The 18,793-nt window shown below is 65.5% G+C and carries 16 protein-coding genes and 2 pseudogenes; 6 read left to right on the top strand and 12 right to left on the bottom strand.

The annotated features are described in order from the left end of the window. Positions 1 to 21: 21 nt before the first annotated feature. From ACQPZ2_RS35865 to ligD, 6 genes are all read right to left on the bottom strand, one after another. The gene (locus ACQPZ2_RS35865) at positions 22 to 1,545 is read right to left on the bottom strand and encodes a flavin-containing monooxygenase (RefSeq protein ID WP_433527613.1); all 1,524 of its coding nucleotides are present in this window, start codon (positions 1,543 to 1,545) and stop codon (positions 22 to 24) included. 38 nt (positions 1,546 to 1,583) lie between these two features. Then, positions 1,584 to 2,510 (bottom strand): ferritin-like domain-containing protein, encoded by a 927-nt coding sequence (locus ACQPZ2_RS35860; RefSeq protein ID WP_433522466.1) that lies wholly within the window; start codon positions 2,508 to 2,510, stop codon positions 1,584 to 1,586. Between the two features lie 2 nt (positions 2,511 to 2,512). Next, a complete protein-coding gene (locus ACQPZ2_RS35855) occupies positions 2,513 to 3,418 on the bottom strand; it encodes an SDR family NAD(P)-dependent oxidoreductase (protein ID WP_433522465.1) in 906 nt (301 codons plus the stop codon). Position 3,419: 1 nt separating this feature from the next. Then, on the bottom strand, positions 3,420 to 4,406 hold the full coding sequence (locus ACQPZ2_RS35850) for an alpha/beta hydrolase (RefSeq protein WP_433522464.1): 987 nt from the start codon (positions 4,404 to 4,406) through the stop codon (positions 3,420 to 3,422). Positions 4,407 to 4,619: 213 nt separating this feature from the next. Further along, a complete protein-coding gene (locus ACQPZ2_RS35845) occupies positions 4,620 to 5,576 on the bottom strand; it encodes a D-isomer specific 2-hydroxyacid dehydrogenase family protein (RefSeq protein WP_433522463.1) in 957 nt (318 codons plus the stop codon). Positions 5,577 to 5,698: 122 nt separating this feature from the next. Further along, the gene (gene ligD, locus ACQPZ2_RS35840) at positions 5,699 to 6,655 is read right to left on the bottom strand and encodes a non-homologous end-joining DNA ligase (protein ID WP_433522462.1); all 957 of its coding nucleotides are present in this window, start codon (positions 6,653 to 6,655) and stop codon (positions 5,699 to 5,701) included. A gap of 113 nt (positions 6,656 to 6,768) precedes the next feature. Between ligD and ACQPZ2_RS35835 the strand changes: the two genes are divergently transcribed. From ACQPZ2_RS35835 to ACQPZ2_RS35820, 4 genes are all read left to right on the top strand, one after another. Then, entirely contained in the window at positions 6,769 to 7,209 is a 441-nt protein-coding gene (locus tag ACQPZ2_RS35835) for a MarR family winged helix-turn-helix transcriptional regulator (protein WP_433522461.1), read from the top strand. Then, positions 7,206 to 8,609: an MFS transporter gene (locus ACQPZ2_RS35830; RefSeq protein ID WP_433522460.1), complete on the top strand. Its 1,404-nt coding sequence runs from the start codon at positions 7,206 to 7,208 to the stop codon at positions 8,607 to 8,609. Before ACQPZ2_RS35835 ends, ACQPZ2_RS35830 begins: the two co-directional genes overlap by 4 nt. 44 nt (positions 8,610 to 8,653) lie before the next feature. After that, on the top strand, positions 8,654 to 9,235 hold the full coding sequence (locus ACQPZ2_RS35825) for a hydrolase (RefSeq protein ID WP_433522459.1): 582 nt from the start codon (positions 8,654 to 8,656) through the stop codon (positions 9,233 to 9,235). A 64-nt stretch (positions 9,236 to 9,299) separates the two neighbouring features. Next, entirely contained in the window at positions 9,300 to 9,509 is a 210-nt protein-coding gene (locus ACQPZ2_RS35820; protein WP_433522458.1) for a hypothetical protein, read from the top strand. A 28-nt stretch (positions 9,510 to 9,537) separates the two neighbouring features. Here the strand turns inward: ACQPZ2_RS35820 and ACQPZ2_RS35815 are convergent, their stop codons facing one another. Then, on the bottom strand, positions 9,538 to 9,696 hold the full coding sequence (locus ACQPZ2_RS35815) for a hypothetical protein (protein WP_433522457.1): 159 nt from the start codon (positions 9,694 to 9,696) through the stop codon (positions 9,538 to 9,540). 171 nt (positions 9,697 to 9,867) lie between these two features. After that, the gene (locus tag ACQPZ2_RS35810; RefSeq protein ID WP_433527612.1) at positions 9,868 to 12,000 is read right to left on the bottom strand and encodes a RecQ family ATP-dependent DNA helicase; all 2,133 of its coding nucleotides are present in this window, start codon (positions 11,998 to 12,000) and stop codon (positions 9,868 to 9,870) included. Positions 12,001 to 12,324: 324 nt separating this feature from the next. Between ACQPZ2_RS35810 and ACQPZ2_RS35805 the strand changes: the two genes are divergently transcribed. Then, the gene (locus tag ACQPZ2_RS35805; protein ID WP_063047099.1) at positions 12,325 to 12,807 is read left to right on the top strand and encodes a hypothetical protein; all 483 of its coding nucleotides are present in this window, start codon (positions 12,325 to 12,327) and stop codon (positions 12,805 to 12,807) included. Between the two features lie 186 nt (positions 12,808 to 12,993). Here the strand turns inward: ACQPZ2_RS35805 and ACQPZ2_RS35800 are convergent. Then, positions 12,994 to 13,389: pseudogene (locus tag ACQPZ2_RS35800) on the bottom strand (RtcB family protein); the annotation flags it as partial. A 1,020-nt stretch (positions 13,390 to 14,409) separates the two neighbouring features. Next, a pseudogene (locus tag ACQPZ2_RS35795) lies at positions 14,410 to 15,243 on the bottom strand (RtcB family protein); the annotation flags it as partial. Positions 15,244 to 15,446: 203 nt separating this feature from the next. On the opposite strand from ACQPZ2_RS35795, the gene ACQPZ2_RS35790 reads away from it, so the two are divergent. Next, positions 15,447 to 16,187 carry a DsbA family protein gene (locus ACQPZ2_RS35790; RefSeq protein ID WP_433522456.1) on the top strand — a complete coding sequence of 247 codons (741 nt, stop codon included), beginning with the start codon at positions 15,447 to 15,449 and terminating at the stop codon, positions 16,185 to 16,187. On the opposite strand, the gene ACQPZ2_RS35785 is transcribed toward ACQPZ2_RS35790, so the two are convergent. Then, a complete protein-coding gene (locus ACQPZ2_RS35785) occupies positions 16,184 to 17,239 on the bottom strand; it encodes an amidohydrolase family protein (RefSeq protein ID WP_433522455.1) in 1,056 nt (351 codons plus the stop codon). The two genes, ACQPZ2_RS35790 and ACQPZ2_RS35785, sit on opposite strands and share 4 nt — an antisense overlap. A gap of 1 nt (position 17,240) precedes the next feature. Beyond that, positions 17,241 to 18,614: a glutamine synthetase gene (locus ACQPZ2_RS35780; RefSeq protein WP_433522454.1), complete on the bottom strand. Its 1,374-nt coding sequence runs from the start codon at positions 18,612 to 18,614 to the stop codon at positions 17,241 to 17,243. Between the last annotated feature and the right edge of the window lie 179 nt (positions 18,615 to 18,793).

The raw sequence follows: 18,793 nt of genomic DNA, 5'->3' as shown, positions 1-18,793 counted from the left end.
CCGACCACCAGTGCCCGTCACCTAGGAAACCGCCGCGATCCGGTGCTTCGCTGTGTCCGAGGCGGGTACGACGTGATAGTCGTCGAGGTTCACCGTCCGCAGCTGGCCCACGTACTGGGTGGCGAAACCCGGGTACATGGTCGCATTGAACCCGTCCTCGGTGAGATACCAACTGCGGCAGCCGGAATTCCACGTGGTGCTGCCCAGGCGCCGCTGGATCGCCGCGTTGTAGCGGTCCTGCCGGTCCTTGCGCACATCGAGCATGCGCAGATCCCGGTCCAGGATGGTGCCGATCGCGCTAACCAGATAGTCGATCTGGGCCTCCATGTACACCAGCGCCGAATTGTGTCCCGGCCCCGAATTCGGCCCGAAGGTGAAGAACAGATTCGGGTAGCCGGAAACCGCAATGCTCTTGTACGCATAGGCGCCGTGGTGCCACTCCTCGGCGAGGACCCGCCCGTCCCGGCCGACGACCGGGATGGGCGTGCCCGTCTTGGAGACATCGAATCCGGTGGCGAAGACGATGCAATCGGCTTGGTGCTCAACACCTTCCGCGGTGCGGATGCCGTGTTCGGCGATGCGTGCGATCGGCCAGGTGACCAGCTTGCAGTTGTCGCGTTGCAGGGCCGGATAGTAGTCGTCGGTCATCAGCAGCCGCTTGCATCCGGCGCGGAAGTCCGGGGTGAGCTGGCGGCGCAGCCACGGATCCTTCACCTGTCTGCGCAGCTGGGCCCGCCCGACCAATTCGACGACTCTGGTCAGCGGGGTATTCCACACCACGCCGAGCGCGACGGATTCATGTCCGTAGAACCAGGCCAGACGCGAGAGGGATTCGGCCGCGGGCACCCGCCGGTAGAGCTGTTTGGTCAAGGGGGTGGTGCGCCGATTGACTCGGGGCAGCACCCATCCCGGCGTCCGCTGGAACACCTTGACCGAGGCCGCCCGCTCCACCAGCTCCGGAATGATCTGCACCGCACTGGCCCCGGTGCCGACGACCGCCACCTTCTTCCCGGTGAAGTCGTAGTCGTGATCCCAACGGGCACTGTGGATCTTGTGCCCCCGGTAGTCCTCGATGCCGGGAATGTTCGGCAGACTCGCATTGGCCAGCGGCCCGGAGGCCAACACCACCGCTCTGGCGCGGATGGTCTCCGCGCGGTCCTCGATCGTGATGTGCCAGACCCCGGCGTCCTCGTCGAACGCGATTCCGGTGACGTTGTGGCCGAAGCGGAAGTGCTTGTGCAGTCCGAACTTCGCGGCCATCGACTCGATATAGCCGAGGATTTCGCTGCTGCCGGAGTAGGTGTGCGACCAATCCGGGTTCGGCGCGAAACTGTAGGAGTACAGCCGCGACGGAATATCGCACGCCGCACCGGGATAGGTGTTGTCGCGCCAGGTCCCACCGATCGCGGTGCCGCGTTCGAAGATCGCGAAATCGCCGATTCCCTTTTGCTTCAGGCGAATCGCGGCGCCGATACCGGCGAATCCGCCGCCGATTATGGCGACATCCAGGATATGCCCACCCGTCGCCCGACCGCCGCCCCTCATCGAATCGCTGCGCGATGCTGTGTTCATCTCGTCCTTCGTCATGCTGCGGGCTCGTACGTGAGTTCCTTGGACCAGGTCGGCTGCGGCCGCAGCAGCCGCTTCGGCACCCGGGCGGTGATCTTGACCAGTGCGTCGGCCAGCAGGTGATAGGGGTGGCCGCGGTTGATCACCCAGCCGCCGTGCATCTTCACGATCTGATACATCGGCAGCCTGCGCGCGAATTCACTGCGCTCGCCGACATTCGCGTAGCGCTTCAGCGCCGCGTACAACTTCTCCTCGTCTACGCCCATCTCGACGATGTTGTCGCGCATCTTGTTCAGCAGCGGCACATAGCTCAGCACGCCGATGATGAATGTCGGCTTGGCCCACCCGCCGACCAGATCGATGAGCAGCTTGCGCATCTGTGCGTGACCGAGCAGATCCATCACCGCGAAATCCACGGCCAGATGCCGGGATTCGTCGGCATTGATCTTCTTGAATGCCTCCTGGCAGATCGGATCCTCGATCTCGTCCATGATGAACTTGATCAGCGCACCGTCCAGCGCCACCTCCAGCATCGGAATCACCGTGCCCAGGAACGACAGCGACATATCGTCGGAGTACTGGTCCAGGAAGTCGATGACCAGCTTGACATTCACATTCGGCTGCGGAATCTCATCGCCGTCGAGCATGCCCCAGCGCCGCATCAGCGCGAGCTCGGCATTGGCGTGCTTCTGCTCCTCGGCGTGGAAGTAGCGGTAGATCTCGCGCAGCGTTTCGGTCGGCGCCTTCTTCGCCATGGCGGCGAAACCGCGCGCACCGACATTCTCGATCCACATCAGATCGGCCATGAACGGCTTGAGTTTGGCGTGCAGTTCGGGCGAAATCGTTTCCGCGCCGGGTGCATCCCAGTCGATATCGGCCAGTGCCCATTGGCGATCCTTGATCTTGCGGAGCATGTCGTCGAAGTCCATACCGTTGGCCATGATCAGACTCCCGTCTTGTCGGAGACCGAGGTCCGGTCCGTAGTGGTCGAGTCCTCCTGTGGCAGTAGCCGATCCAGGAGTCCGAGGGCATAGGTGTACTGGGCGGGGAAGTAGCGCTTGAGCAGCCAGATGAGGTGCGCGTCCAGTTGCGGCAGCACATACAGCTGCCCGCGGTCGTGGGCGTCGAGGGTGGTGCGCGCGACGCTGTCGGGGGAGGAGCCGGTCAGGCGCATGATGGTCTCGGCCAATCGGGCCGATTGCGGTGTAATGCGGCCGTCGCGAGCCACATTCGTCTTGACGAAGGTCGGGCACAGCACGGTGATCGCGACGCCGGTGCCGCTCATCTCGGCGGCCATGGTCTCCGAAAGCGAAAGCACCGCGGCCTTGGACGCGTTGTAAACCGCCATCGATGGTGCGGCGGCGAAGGCGGCCGCGGAGGCGACGTTGATGATGCCGCCGCGGCGGGCGGCGCGTAGTTGCGGTGCGAAGATCTCGCATCCGTGCACCACACCCCACAGGTTGATGCCGAGCGCCCACTCCCAGTCGTCGAAACCGATTTCGCCGACCGGCTTTCCGCCGATGCCGACACCGGCATTGTTGACCACCAGCGTGACCGGGCGTTCGAACAGCGATTCGGCGAAGCGCGCAAGCACTTCCACCTCCTCGCGCCGCGAAACATCGCAGCGGAACGCATGCGCGGCACCCGGATGGTTGCGCTCGATGAGGGCGACGGTCTCGTCGGCGCGGGATTCATCGATATCGGCGCAGATCACCTGTCCACCGCGTTCGGCGATTTCGAGTGCGAAGGCCCGGCCGATACCGCTGCCCGCACCGGTCACCACCGCGCGGGCGCCATGGCTGCGCCGCGGTCGGATGCCGATCGGAATGAGCCTTTCCAGTCCGAACATCTCAGCTCACCTTCTTCGTGACGGTCTGGGAAATCAGTGCGGTACGGAGGAATTCGGCGGCCCGATCCAATGCCCTGTCCGCCTCCGGAACCAGTAGCGGCAACGCTTGGAAGACGTGCACCTGGCCCGGCCAGATCTCGAGTGCGCAGTCGCCGCCCGCATCGCGCACCATCGCGTGCAGGTGCCGGGCGTCGGCGCAGAGCATTTCGGCGCCGCCCGCCTGGATCAGCAGCGGCGGCATGGCCATACCCGGTGGAATTTGTAGCCGCAGGCGCGGTGCGTCGGCGGGCAGGTCGCGGGTATAGGCATAGGGAAGTCGTCCGGCCGCGCGGGCCGAGATGACCGGATCCCGTTGCCGCCGTTCCTGTTCGGCGGCCAAACCGAGGGTGAGATCGATCAGCGGGGAGAACATCGCGACGGCGGCGGGTTGTGGGCGGGCGTGGCGGCCGTTCTCGATCAGTAGATCCAGTGCCAGATGCCCACCCGCGGAGTCGCAGGCGATCACCAGGTCTTGTGCGGTGAAACCGCGGTCGAGCAGCCAGCGGTATCCGGCCTCGACATCATCGGCGGCGGCCGGAAACCGATGCTCCGGCGCGAGCCGGTAGTCGGTGAGGAAGACCGGCAGTCCGGTCTTCCTGGACAGTTGTGCGGCCAAACCGCGATGGGTGCGGGCCGAGCAGAGGACGTAGCCGCTGCCGTGAATGTAGTAGATGGCGCGCTGTCCGAAATCCACGCCGGGTGCGCGGACCCATTCGCCGCGGACAGCGCCGGACCTGACCTGGGCGACGGATATGTCACGCGGGGTCGGACCCGCCGTGGCCATGATCGTCGCGATCAGCTTGCGTGCGAACCACACTCCCGGTGCGTTCATGGGTACCGCGTTGTTCAGCGGCCGCAGCCCGATCTCGCATGCCGCGGCAGCGAGTCTGGACCGTGCCGACGGCACCGTCGGAACGCCGGGGACCGAGGTCCTCGTTGACCTTGTCATGACCTAAGCGTCAGACATGAATGTGCCAGTTGTCAATGGCACATTTAAAAAAGGCTTTTTATGGTGCAGACATTCTGAGCCAGGCCTCGATCGAATCCGAGGGAATGCGGTGCTGCCCGTTCAGTGTTCGCGACAGGGTGCTGGAGGCCGCCGCTCACCGTGGTGGATTCCAGTGCTCATAGCTGAATGACACCGACCTGGGCCCGGGGTGGGTCAGTAACCCCGTTTGATATCGATCGGAGCGAGCAGGTCGCGCCCGGTGGTGAAGCGCTGCACATTCGCCCCGACATGGTCCGCGAAAGCCGCGAGCCGCAGCTGCGGTGGATTCGAATCATGCGGTGTGACAATGGCATTCGGCAGCACCCAGAGCGGGTGGCCATCCGGCAGCGGTTCGGGATCGGTGACATCGAGACCGGCGCCGCCGATCGCGCCGGAGGCCAGCGCGGCCACCAGTGCGTCGGTATCGATGAGGCTGCCGCGCGCCACATTGATCACCCAGGACGACGGCTTCAACCGGGCCAGTTCCTCGGCTCCGACCAGGTGTTTCGTCTCGGGCGTCGCGGGGGCGGCGATCACCACGTGATCGGTGCGCGGCCAGATGCGGGCGAGATGTTCGGCCGGAAGGGTCTCGACGGTGTCCGGGATGCCGGGTCCGGTCACCGGGTGGCCCGAGCGATTGACGGCGATGATGTGCGCGCCGAGCGGGACGAGCATGGGAATCAGGGCGCGCCCGATCCCGCCCGCACCGACAATGGTCACCGTCTTGCCGTGCAGTGTGCCGACATGCGGGAAGAAATCGTACTGTCGCCAACTTCCCGCCCGGAGGTGCTCTGGCAGATAACGCACCCCGGCGAGCAGCAGCATCAGTGCGTGCTCGGCCACGCTCGCGGCGAAAGCGCCTGCGGCGGAGGTGAATCGAACCTCCGGATGCCGAGCGAGAATGCCCGCGGTGAACCAGTCCTCGACACCGGCCGCGGGCAACTGCACCCATTCGACGGACGGCGGTAACTCGTCCGGGAATTCACCTGGCCCGCCCGCCCAGATCAAGGCTCGAGCCTGCGGCAGATCCGCGACGGTCGCGCCGCCCTCGACCACGGCCTTGCGCAGCAACGTCGGCGCGGGCGTCGACGGGCCGATCGCGACCGGCACCGGAACCTCGGCGGGGCTCATGACGACCTCCTGTCCCGGCAAAACCACTGGCACGGCGCCCGCGGCTGTCTCCGAAGCGAACCGTAGCACCGGTGCCCTTTGTCCGGTTCCAGCCGCCACCCTGTGTGACGATCGTTCGGCGGTCAATCCTCGTCGAGGTCGACGTCCAGATTGTCGCGTTCGGCCCACTCCAGCAGTTGGTCGATGCGGAACACCGCCTCGTCGATGCCCTCGTGCAGATCGCCGAATTCGGCGAAGCGGGTGGGGACCGTCTTCATGGTGAAGTCGCGCGGGTCGACGTCGGGTATCTCGTCCCAGCGGACAGGGGTCGAGACCGTCGCCTCCGGGACGCCGCGCACCGAATAGGCGGCGGCGATGGTGTGATCGCGGGCGTTCTGGTTGTAGTCGACGAACAGCAGTTTCGGATCGCGGTCCTTGCGCCACCAGGTTGTGGTCACATCGTCGGGTGCGCGGCGCTCGACCTCGTGCGCGAAGGCCAGCGCCGCCCGGCGAACTTCGGTGAAACCCCACTCCGGCGCGATGCGCACATAGATGTGCATGCCCTTGCCGCCGGAGGTTTTCGGCCAGCCGACCGCGCCCAGCTCGTCGAGCACTTCCTGCGCGACGCCCGCGACTCGCTGCACCCGCGACCACGGGCAATCCGGCATCGGGTCCAGGTCGATGCGCCATTCGTCGGGACGCTCGGTGTCCTCGCGGCGCGAGTTCCACGGATGGAACTCGACCGTGGACATCTGCACCGCCCAGATGACATCGGCCAGCTTGTCCACGCAGAGTTCGTCCGCGTGTCGGCTGTAGCGCGGAAAGAAGACGCGCACGGTGGGAATCCAGTCCGGCGCGCCGGCGGGCAGCCGCTTCTGATGCACCTTGTCGCCCGCGAGCCCCTTGGGGAACCGGTGCAGCATGCACGGCCTGTCCCGCAGCGCGCGGACGATGCCGTCGCCGACGCTCAGGTAGTACTGCACCAGGTCGAGCTTGGTCGCGCCGGACTCCGGGAAGTAGATCCGGTCCGGGTTGGAGATGCGGACGGTGCGGTCGCCGACGTCGAGTTCGACAGCGGGCGACGCGGACTTACTGGCCACCTGTCCGACGATAACGGCTCGGTGGGTCCGCCGCCCGCATCCCGCGTGATATACAGCTCAAACTGTGTAGTTGAAACTGTACAGTTGAGACTGGATAAAATAGAGTCGATGGCATGGACGAGAAGATCTCCGAATCGGCCGTCCGAGCCGCTAGTGAGGTGCGGGTGGTCGTCGGCAGGCTGCGGCGGCGCCTGCGCGAACTGGCCGCCGATGACGACCTCACCCCCTCGCAGACGGCGGTGCTGAGTCGCTTGGATCGCGACGGCGCGGCATCCACCAGCGATCTAGCCGCGGCCGAACGGGTGCGGCCGCAGTCGATGGCGATGACCGTCGCGGCGCTGGATCGCTACGGATTCGTGGAGCGTCGTTCGGATCCCACGGACGGGCGCAGGCAATTGCTGTCGTTGACCGACGCGGGCCGTGAGCGACTGAAGGGCGACCGGCAGGTGCGTCAGGAGTGGTTGGCGCGCACGCTGCACGAGCGGTACACGGAGGCGCAGCGACGCACCATCCTCGAGGCACTGGCACTGCTCGACGATGTGGCGCAATCATGACGGCCGTCGAAGAGTGCTCCGAATCATCCACTGATGTAAGGGGATTCGATCGCAGGCTGATCGCGCCGATGATTCTCGGCTCGATTCTGAATCCGATCAACTCCTCGATGCTGGCGGTGGCGCTGGTGCCGATCGGCAAGGCGTTCGGCGCGCCGCCGTCGGAAACCATCTGGCTGGTGTCGGCGCTGTATCTGGCCACCGCGGTCGGGCAGCCGGTGGTCGGGCGGCTCGTCGACAGATACGGACCGCGCACGCTCTATCTGCTCGGTACGGCTTTGGTCGGTATCGCGGGCGTACTCGGCGCCTTCGCACCTGGGCTAGGTGTCCTGATCCTGTCCAGAGTGCTGCTCGGCTTCGGTACCTCGGCGGCATATCCGGCCTCGATGTTCTTGTTGCGCAGCGAATCCGAGCGCACCGGGTCGCAGAGCCCGGCCGGGGTGCTCGCCATGTTGTCGATCGCCAATCAGGTGATGGCGGTGGTCGGGCCGACCCTGGGTGGGGCGCTGATCGGCGTCGGCGGTTGGCATCTGATCTTCACCGTCAATGTGCCGTTATCGCTGGCCTGTCTGGTGCTCGGGCGGATGAGTTTGCCCGAATTGGCCGAGCTGCCCGCGAGCGTGCGGGCACGGCAGGGCGGTGGCCTGGATATCACCGGCATGGTGTTGTTCGCGGGAACGCTGGTCGCCTCGATGCTGTTTCTGATGAAACCGGCTGTCGCGCACTGGTATCTGCTCCTGCTCGCCGGTGTGGTCGGTATCGGATTCGTGCTGCGGGAGTTGCGCGCCGCCCAGCCGTTCATCGATCTGCGAGTGCTCGGCGGCAATGCGCCGTTGCTGGCCACCTATGGCCGTCAGGTGCTCGCCTTCGTCACGGCTTATGCCTTCCTGTACGGCTTTACGCAATGGCTGGAGGAGGGACGGTCGCTGAGTGCGTCCGTGGCCGGACTGGTGCTTTTGCCGATGTCGTTGAGCGCCATCGCGATTACCGCGATCACCGGGCGGCGTCACCAAGTGCGCGGCAAGCTCATCGCCGGTGGTCTGCTGCAAGTCGCGGCGTGTGCGTGCCTGCTGTTACTCGGTCCGCACACCGGAATCTGGCTGCTCGTGGTGGTCGGTGTGCTGAGCGGTCTGCCGCAGGGACTGAACGGGCTCGCCAATCAGAACGCCCTGTACCACCAGGCCGATCCGGCGCGGATGGCGTCGTCGGCCGGATTATTGCGCACCGGAACGTATCTCGGTGCGCTGATCGCGGCGGCGGCAAATGCCGCGGTATTCCCGCACGTCGCGGACAGTGCCGGCGTGCACGAGCTGGCACTGTTGCTGCTCGTCGTCTCGGTGCTGCTGGTCATCGTCACGCTCGCCGACCGCTCGCTCGCGCGGGTGGGACGCGACTCCGCTTGAACTTTCTTATGTCCCAGTATAATTCAGCTCAGAAAGGGTAATTCATGCCGGTCACCACACTCGACGAGCGCACCGCGCTGGTCGTCATCGACCTCCAGCAAGGCATTGTCGCCGCACCGCGCCAACCGCATTCGGCCGCCGCGGTCATCGAGAATTCCGCCGCACTCGCCCACGCATTCCGGGAGCACGGCCTGCCGGTCGTCCTCGTCCGCGTCTCGTTCGCGCTCGATGGTGCCGATCAGGTCAAAGGGCGCAATGAATTTCCGTATCCGGGCGGAAATCCGCCCGAGGGTTGGGACCTGATCGTGGACGAGCTCACCGGCCATCCGGAGGATATCCACGTCACCAAGCGCAACTGGGGCGCGTTCTACGGCACCGACCTCGATCTGCAACTGCGTCGCCGCGGCATCACCCAGATCGTGCTGGCCGGAATCGCCACCAGCATCGGCGTCGAATCCACCGCCCGCGCCGCGCACGAACATGGCTATCACGTCACCCTGGCCGTCGACGCCATGACCGACTCGGACGCCGAGGCCCACCAGCACAGCGTCAGCAAGATCTTCCCGCGCCTCGGCGAAACCGGCGGCACCGCCGAAATCGTCGAACTGCTCGCCGCGACCCGCTGACCCCGCGGCTTCGCCGGTTGTGAACACCGATGCCATCCGAGTCGAAGGGGCGCACACTGGCGAGATGATGACCAAGCTGATGCGAGCGATTCGTCGACTGTTCGGCCGGGGCGCGGTGCCCGCAGGCGGTGGTCAGGGTCCAGGTGAGGCCGGTGGCGGCGCCGCGGGCGTCCGCGAGCCGCGCAGGCCGATACCGCCGGACAACAGCCTGAGCGACACCGTGCGGATCGAGCCGGACCCGCCGACGCTTCGACTACCGGACGCGCGCCAGTAGGGCGTGTCCGGTAGCCATCCGCGCAGGCTCAGTCGAGCCCGCGCAGCTCCGGCATGGGCGGTAGCTCGGTGGTGTCGGCTATCGGGTCGATGCGCAGGTTGTCCAAGGATTCGAAGAATGCCTCGGCCGAGCCATACCGCGCTTTGACCTCCTCCAACAGCCGTTTTGCGGCAAGGTTCGAGTACATACGCATATCGTGACCGATGTTTCGGGTCCGAAGCATTAGTTAGCCAAATATTCGCCAGTTTGTTAGTTATCGACTGGCAAACGGCAGTGTTCGCGGATGCGGGCGGAGCCTCCGGATGGCGGCCGGGACTCTCGTCGTCCGCGAGCATGTGCCGACTACGAGCGAATCCGACTAGGTCTGGCTGGCCAGTGCGAACGGCAGCACTGCTGGTGCCCCGGCGTTGCGCAGCGCATGAGCGGCCACGGTCAGCGTCCATCCGGTATCGGAGAGTGCGTCGACGAGCAGGATCGGACCGTCCACCGAACTCAGGTCCGGGATCAGCCAGGAGTCGAACAATCCGGCCACCCGATGGGCCGAGTTCGCCGCGGATACCGGCGGCCGGTCCGGACGCAATTGCAAGGTACCGAGGTCACGCAGACGACCGACTTCGGCGAGGCGGGCGGCGAGGGTGGCGGTGAGCACCGGATAGCGGTGCGATTCGAGGGCCATGACCGCGGTCGGTCGCGTCGTCCAATTCCATTCGCGCAGCACCGCGATACAGGCATCGAAGACCGCATCCGGAACCGGATCGTCGGGCGCGTCCAGCAGGGCGCGCAGGCGCTGACCCCAGCCGAGATCGGTGAGCCGGCCCAGCGCGCGTCCGGTCTCCGCGCCGTTGGTGATCTTGCCGGACAACGGAATACCGAGTTTCGCCATCCCGGTCGGCCACTGCTTACGCGGGGCGAGATCGAGGCCGGGACGGTCCAGCCGGGCGCGGGTCGCGGCGATGGCCGAGGAGTCGATGGTGGTATCGAGGCGAGTCCCGGTGCAGTTGTCGCAGCGGCCGCAACCGGGCGCGTCGGCCTCGAGTGCGGGCAGGCCCGGATCGTCGAGTTGGCGGCGCAGGAATTGCATCCGGCAGCCGGTGGTGCGCTGATAGTCGATCATCGCCTGCTGTTCGACCTCGCGGGCCGCGGCGAGACGTTCGTAGCGTTCGGTGTCATAGACCCACGGCTGTCCGGTGGCGATCCAGCCACCGCGGACCCGCTGCACCGCGCCGTCCACATCGAGCACCTTGAGCACCATTTCCAGGCGCGAGCGGTTCAGCTCGACCATGGGCTCGAGCGCGACGGTCGACATGGCCCGGTCGAAATCCAGTGCGTCGAGTACCGAGCGCACGATGTGTTCGCGTGGAAAGGCAACGGAGGCAAAGTAACTCCAGATCCTGGCATCCTCCGGACCGGGCAGCAGCACCACCTCGGCGCGATCGGTGCCACGACCGGCACGACCCACCTGCTGGTAGTAGGCGATGGGGGAGGACGGCGCACCGACGTGCACCACGAAACCCAGATCGGGTTTGTCGAAGCCCATGCCCAGCGCCGAGGTGGCGATGAGCGCCTTCACCTCGTTGTTCAGTAGCGCCGCCTCCAGCGCCTCGCGTTCGGCGGTATCGGTCTGCCCGGTGTAGGCGGCGACATTGTGTCCGTGCGAATTCAGTACGTCGGCGAGGTCGTGCGCGGCGGCGACGGTGAGCGTGTAGACGATGCCGGAGCCTGCCAACTCGCCGAGGTGTCCGCTGAGCCATGCGGTGCGCTCGACGGCGTCATCGAAACGCACCACCGACATGTGCAGCGATTCACGATCCAGGGTTCCCCGCAGTACCAGCGTGTCGGTACCTATCTGGGTGGCGACATCGGTGACCACCCGATCGTTGGCGGTCGCGGTGGTGGCGAGCACCGGCACATCGGACCCGAGATCGGCGATCAGCGTGCGAATGCGGCGGTAGTCGGGCCGGAAGTCGTGCCCCCAGTCCGAGACGCAGTGCGCCTCATCGATCACGACCAGTCCGGCGTCGGCGGCCAACTTGGGCAATACCTGGTCGCGGAAGTCCGGATTGTTCAGTCGCTCCGGGCTGACCAGCAGCACATCCACCGCGCCCGCGGCCACCCGATCGTGGATCTCATCCCATTCGGTGACATTGCCCGAGTTGATGGTCGCCGCGACGACGCCCGCTCGTTCGGCGGCCGCGACCTGGTTGCGCATCAGCGCCAGCAGCGGCGACACGATCACGGTGGGTCCACGCCCCGCCCGCCGCAGCAGCTTGGCCGCGATGAAATACACCGCCGACTTACCCCAGCCGGTGCGCTGGACCACGAGCGCCCGCCGCCGCTGCACGATCAGCGCCTCGATCGCCGTCCACTGATCCTCGCGCAGTCCCGCCTGCGGTCCCGCGAGGTCGCGCAGCAGCTCTTCGGCCCGTTCCCGCAGATCGGGCGCGGTGAGGTCGATCGCTGAAGTACCGGCCGCGGTGGTCATGCGCTCCATCGTGCCTGATGCCACCGACACCGATACTGACGACCGTGCCGCGCGGTATCCCTTCGACGAAATGCTCGGCGGATCGAAGGTCCCTTCGCGCAACCGGTAGACACCGATAATCTCCGGCGTCGCCAGAGGGCGCACCCTGGTGGATTCGCGACGAAACGTTTCGACGTCGACGGGAATGCCCGCGATAGTCACGGGCGAGTGCGGGGCGGCGAGTTACGACTCACCGGCGACCGGCACCGCAGCCGAAACGGCGAAATATCCCTGGGCAACGGACAATAGAGTGAGATCATTGCTCCGCACCGTGGGACCGCGCAGGAGGCAGCCATGACCAACTACGAGCCGCCGCCGGGATGGGCGCCACCCGGTGCTCAATTCCGCAGTACCGGTGGATTCGGGCGGACCGTTTTCGGCATACTGACCGGTCTGGTGGTGACCCCGGTCGGGATCGGACTAGCCGCGCATGCGGCGCTCGATACCCGGCAGTGGGTAATTCTCGGATCCGCGGCCAATCGGGCGGGATCGACGTTCCAGATCGTCGGTGGCGCGCTTCTATTGCTCCTCGTGGCGGCGCTCGCCGCGTATGCACCGGCCGGAACGGTGCTGGCCGGTCTGGTTTGGGGTGTGGTGCCGGGATTCGTGTACTTCCTGTTCCCGGACGACACCTGGCGGATCATTCACGACGACCTGCCGATGTTGTCCGATGAGATGCGGTTAGCACTGATCACCTGGGTGACGAGTGGATACGCATTCATTCTCGGCGTCTTGCTGCTCGGTGCGGGCGTCGCGGGTACGATGCGGCGACGCTGAATACCTTCATGACGAATTGCGTTGTTGTTGAACGTAATTCGGCTCTGCCCGAAATTCGGGGACGTACAGTTTCCGGCGTGTCGGTCCGCAAGTGGCGACTCCGCAATATGGCAACGCGGCGCCTTGGATATCGCTGAGCTCACTCGGGCCGAATTGCGGTTGTACTCACCGCAATTCGGCCACGTCTCACCCCTTCACGCACAGCACCTGACGCAACGTCGCGACGATATCGACCAGATCGCTCTGTGCGGCGATGACCTCGTCGATGTCTTTGTACGCGGCCGGGATCTCGTCGACCACACCCGCATCCTTACGCGATTCCACACCTTCGGTCTGCGCGATCAGGTCCGCGACGGTGAACTGCCTCTTCGCCGCATTCCGGCTCATCCGCCGACCCGCACCGTGTGATGCCGACTGGAACGAGGCCGGATTTCCCTTGCCGCGCACCACATATGAGCGTGTGCCCATCGAACCCGGAATCAATGCCAGATCGCCTGCGCCCGCCCGCACCGCACCCTTCCGGGTGACCAGCATCGGCACACCGTCGATCTCCTCCTCCGCCACATAATTGTGGTGACAGTTTCCGGTCAGGATGTTCCCCGCCAGGGCGAATGAGTGTGTGTGCTCCACAACAGCGCAATAGACCTCCTCCACATCCGTAGTTGGGCTGACCGAACGAACGATCCAACCACGTCGCTCTACGGCCTTATTGTTGGCAGTCCACCGTGAGCGGTGTTCTGTATGTACGAAAAACTCGGAAGTGAGGTCTCCGCGCGAGATTCCCATGACAAATATGTTGGTCTCGCACTTGCCGAATCCGCTGCGGACCTTCTTCCGAATGGGCAGGGTCCATATACCCAGTACATCGCAGGCGGCCTTGAAGAATTCGAGATCCTCGCGATTGGCAGACCAGATAGCTGGACGGCCCGTCCTGCCGACCTCCCCGTCTGCTGCGAAATAGCCGGCGAGCCACCCGTACAGGTCGGAGGTGGAGCCGTCGAGCGCCGGGTACTCGCGTTTCCACTCGCGCGGGAGTCCGCCGAGCCGCTTGAACTCTTGGACCGTCCGGCCTTGTTCTCGCAGTAGGGCAACCTCGTCCAACCCCACGTGCGTCTTCCGCATTGTGTCGGTCGAGTACACGTAGTGATAGGTCCGCAAGCGCTCGGTGGTGTCGAAGTAGGGCAGAAGGGCCTGGTCCTTCGCACCATAGAAGTTGGCATGAGCCAGCGCATCGCCGGAGATGGAGCCGTCTCCGTACACAAAGCCTCGGGCGATACCTTCACGCGACGGTTGAAGGTTATCCGCGCGCTTCGGAAAGGTGTAAGCAAGACGGTCCCCGCCGCGCAGCTCCGAAGTGATTGCTTCGGCGCGATTGTGTGCCACCTTCGGCCGAAGCAACCAGCGATGGTCCGCTGTTGCTCGGATGGTGCGCTCTTGTCCATAGCGTCCGATTACCACTTCCCAGAGTGGTTGTTGCCCGAAGGACTTGACGGGTGCCTTCACCCACTCGCCGCCCTCGGTAAGCAAGGTTTGCATTCCACCCGCGAGTTCCGCGATGGGGCGGCAACCCTGGTCTGTCATGACCGAGGTCTCTCCAGCGAAGCAAGAGATCGGGTCGTCGAAAAGCACCTCGCGTCCGGGGAATTCGGCCCGCACGGCACCGCATACGAGCGACAGCATGACAGCGCGGTTGCGTGCGGCGTATTCCTGCGCCCAGGTCAGATCGCGCCGGTAGGCTTCCATTTCCGGTGTGCCGGACAGGAAGACGGCTAGATCGCGATCAGGTAGGTCCTGGTTGTGCGGCAGTGCGCGCGCGACGGTCATATGCCGCTCGGCGAGTTCCTTGCCGATATTGCGGCTACCGGAGTGCAGCAGAATCCACACCGAATCGTGCTCGTCGAGGCAGACCTCGATGAAGTGGTTGCCGGAGCCGAGCGAGCCGATCTGCCTGTGCGCCTTGGACTCCAGTGCCTGCACGCCAGGATTCAGCGAGCCGAACTCGGACCAGAAACGCGCCCAGCCACTGACATGCTTGGCCAGCTCACCATGAGAGGCGGCGAACTGCGTGCCCAACTTCGCAACGTCGACCGCATTCTTATGGGCCTGGAACCCCACCGGCACCGCCGCCTCGATGCGCGAGCGCAGCGAATGCAGATTGTCCGGCAGGTCGGCGGCGGTGAGGTCGGTCTTCACGCTCTCCATGCCGCAGCCGATATCCACGCCGACGGCCGCGGGTGCGACGGCATCGCGCATGGCGATCACCGAGCCGACGGTCGCCCCCTTGCCGAGGTGCACGTCGGGCATGACGCGGACGCCGTGGACCCATCGCAGTTGCGCGATATTCCGCAGCTGCCGCAGCGCGGACTGCTCGATTTCGTGCTCGTTGGCCCACATGAGCGTCTGCGCCCTGGTGCCGCGCAGCTCGACGGGAAACATGGGAAGCGTCCTTATCTTGTTCGGTCTGTTCCCTATCAACGCTAGATTCACGCAGGGCTGTGCGCACTTCAATATTCGAGAACCTGGCGACAGGAATCGGCGGTGCGGCGTCCCGGCGCGCGACCGGACGTGCATGCCGCGTTCGGCGACCGCTATCGTGCGGAGCGGAACTTTTCGGCGAGCGAAAGCATGGTGAAGGTACCGTGAGCAACCCTCAGGGGGGATGGGCCGTTCCGCCGTCACCGCCCCGGTCCAGCAACCGCGCTGTCATCGTTCTGGTGGCGGTCGCCGCGGTGCTGTTCGTCGTCGTGGGCGTGGTCGGCGTCGTTGTGGTGCAGAAGAGCAACGTCATTTCGGGTGCCGCGACGGCAGCGGGCGCCGGTTCCGGGACGACCCCGGCGGGCGTGACCGCCACCGGTGCGGTCCGCGTCGGCGATTCGAATGCGAAGGTCGTCGTTCGCGTGGTCGCGGACCTGCAGTGCCCCGCATGCAAGCAATTCGAGAAACGCAATGCCAAGACGCTCGAGGACGCCGCCAAGAACGGCACGGCGGTCATCGAGTACGACGTCATTTCGTTCTTGGACCGCGCCTCCAGCACCAAGTACTCCTCCCGCGCCGCGAACGCGTCGTATTGTGTTGCTGGACAAGACCATTCGAAGTATCAGGGCTGGTTCGCCGCGATGTTCGAACAGCAGCCCGCCGAGGGCGGCACTGGCCTGCCCGACAGCAAACTCGTCGAGATCGCCAAGAACGCGGGCTACACGGACCCGTCGGTTGCCCAATGCATTACCGATCGCAAATACGACACCTATCTCCGTGACAAGACCGAGCAGGTCCTCAACGGCGACGTCAACGCCACTCCGACCGTCTTCGTCAACGGTAGGAAACTCGACTCCAGCCAGCTTTCCAACGGACTCGACGCCGCCATCGCCGCCGCACGCTAGGGGTAGGTGCGCACGGCGTTTCCGCGGGCGATCGCGATGACGAGCCCTTCGGCATCAGCGAGGGTGATGGCGTCGTCGGCGATCCATTCGTCCAGTAGGCGGCCGAGACCGCGCCGCCACAGCCGTGCGCCGAGGTAGTGCAGCTCGGGGAGTCCGTAGCCGTCGGAGGAGTAGAGCATCGACCGGAACGGCGCGAGTTCGAGCGCTTCGCCGAGTACCGCCGCGGCTCGTTGTCCCACGTAGGGGATTGTCAGGCCGAGGTCGAAGTGCACATGGTCGAAGGCGTGCGCGAGGTAGGCCGCATTGCGGTGGAAGGGCCAGCAATGCAGCAGCATGACCGATAGTCCGGAGCCCGCGGTGGCGTGCAGGAAGTCGGTGAGCAGCAGCGGATCGGTGTGCTGGAGCCGCAGATCCGTATCGCCGAATCCGGTGTGGAACTGCAGCGGCAGGCCGAACTCCGCGCCGATGCGGGCACCGAGTCCGACCAGCCAGCCGAGCGTCGCCGGATCGGTGAGGCGCAGTTCGTGGATGATCGTCGATGGCAGGGCATCGGTGACGGGAAAGTTCAGACCATAGCGGTAGGCCACGATTGTCTTGAGGCCGACGGCATTTCGGGCCCGACCGCGCAATGTGGTTTCGATATCCTCGAAAGGCATTGTCGCGATGCTGACTTCGGCGATCACCTGTTCGGCTATCTGTTCGAGCCGGACGATCTCGCGCACCTCGCCGGGGGCGACCGCGGCGAATTCCGCTCGGCCGCCGCCGAATCCGGTATCGAGAAACCATCGCGTGGTGCCGGAGGCGCGCAGCAGCCGCGTGGTCGTTTCACGCCAGCCGAGTTCGGCCCTGCGCGCCAGATATCTTTCCGGATCGGCATGCGGCTCCAGGTCGAGAATCGGTGCGCACCAACGCCTTACGGCAAGACCGATGGCAGAATCGAAGGTGCCGCGCTGCCCTTCACCGAGCAGACGCTCGAAGCCGGGGCGGTCCAGATCCGCGGCGACGACGCCGTGACAATGGTGATCGGTCAGTGCGACACCATCGGTGAGCACGCTAGAACCGCCAGCGGGTCATCTCGATCACCTTGGCCGGGCTGATATCCCGATAACGTTCGGCCTCGGCGCGGCGCACGGTGAGCAGCGCGTCGTGCAGTTCGACGCCGAGTGCCTCGGCGAGCACCTTGGAGTCCGCGAGTGCGTCGGCGGCCTCCATCGAACTGGTCGGCAACCGTCGCACACCCGACAGCATCAGGTGTTCGGCATCGAATCCCATTGGATCGCCGCTGATTTCGGCGGGCAGACGCAATTCCTCGGCGATACCGGCGAGTCCGGCGGCAATGACCGTACCAACGATAAGATACGGATTACCGGTCGCGTCGAAACATTTGATCTCGGCATTGGCTGCCCATTCCTCGGTGCCCTGCACGCCGGTGATGAAGCGCAGCGCCGCCTCCCGCGTCTCCCGGCCCCAGCACTGCCAGACTCCGGCCCACCGCGAGGGTTGCAGCCGCAGGAAACTCGCCGGATTGCCCGCGCCGATCGCGACCAATCCGGGCAGTTCGCGCAGCACACCGGCCAGGAACGCCTCGCCCGCGGGGCGCATGCCGTACGGTCCCTCGCCCTGTGCCAAGAGCGGTCCATCGTCGTCGTGCAGCGAAAAATGCAGGTGCGCACCGGAACCCGCACCGCTGGGCTCGATACACGGCGCGAGCAGCGCCCGCCAACCGTATTGCGCGCTCACCTGCCGGATGGTGTGCCGCACCAGAATGGCGTCATCGGCGGCAGCGACCGGATCATTGGGCGCGACCGACAATTCCAGTTGCGACAGCGCGTACTCCGGATGGAACTGATCGACGGCGACCTCCTGACGCTCCAGCGCCGCGACGAGATCACTGGCGTACTCGCCCACCTGGCTCAACCGGATCAAGCTGTAGGCGGGTCCGAATACCGCTGGGACGAAATCGTTTTCGACATCCCCGCGCCCGACCGACCACTCCGTCTCGAATGCCATCGAAATCCGGAGCCCGGCGTTCTGCGCCGCCTGCGCCTGCCGGGTCGCGAAGGCGCGCTGACAGGCGACGAAGCGGGTGCCGTCCTGGGTGTACTTATCGGCGGGCGCCCAGGCCCACCCCGGCTGACAGGCGAGTTCGGTCAATCGCGACAGATCGGGAATCAGCCGCAGATCACCATCGGGCCCGCCGAGATACCGCCCGACGGACATCAGATCATCGAAGGTGAACGTCTCGAAACAGGGCGACACTCCGATCCCGAATTTGGCGGCATGTGCCAACCGCCCCTTCGGCACCGTCTTCACCCTGGTTATCCCGGCATTGTCCACAAAAGTCAGGGCAACCATATGGGCCTCGAGGTGCCCGATCAACGCATCGTGGGCACCCTCGGCCGGTATCCGATCCGGCATGGTGGGCATGAGTCCCAAGATAATCCGCCCTCGCCCGCTTGGGGACGGACTCGGCCCACCTCAGCGCGGCCAGTTCGATGACAGGCACGCTGCTCCCGTCGTCGCGGCTTATGATCGACCTATCGAGACCAGCTGGTTTTCGCCTCGAGAGGTGAGTACATGAGTCGCTCGCGGTGCGGTCGGAGTGC

It is taken from the genome of Nocardia pseudovaccinii, from assembly GCF_050942345.1.
Taxonomy (GTDB): domain Bacteria; phylum Actinomycetota; class Actinomycetes; order Mycobacteriales; family Mycobacteriaceae; genus Nocardia; species Nocardia pseudovaccinii.
This window is presented reverse-complemented; position numbering and strand designations above follow the sequence as displayed.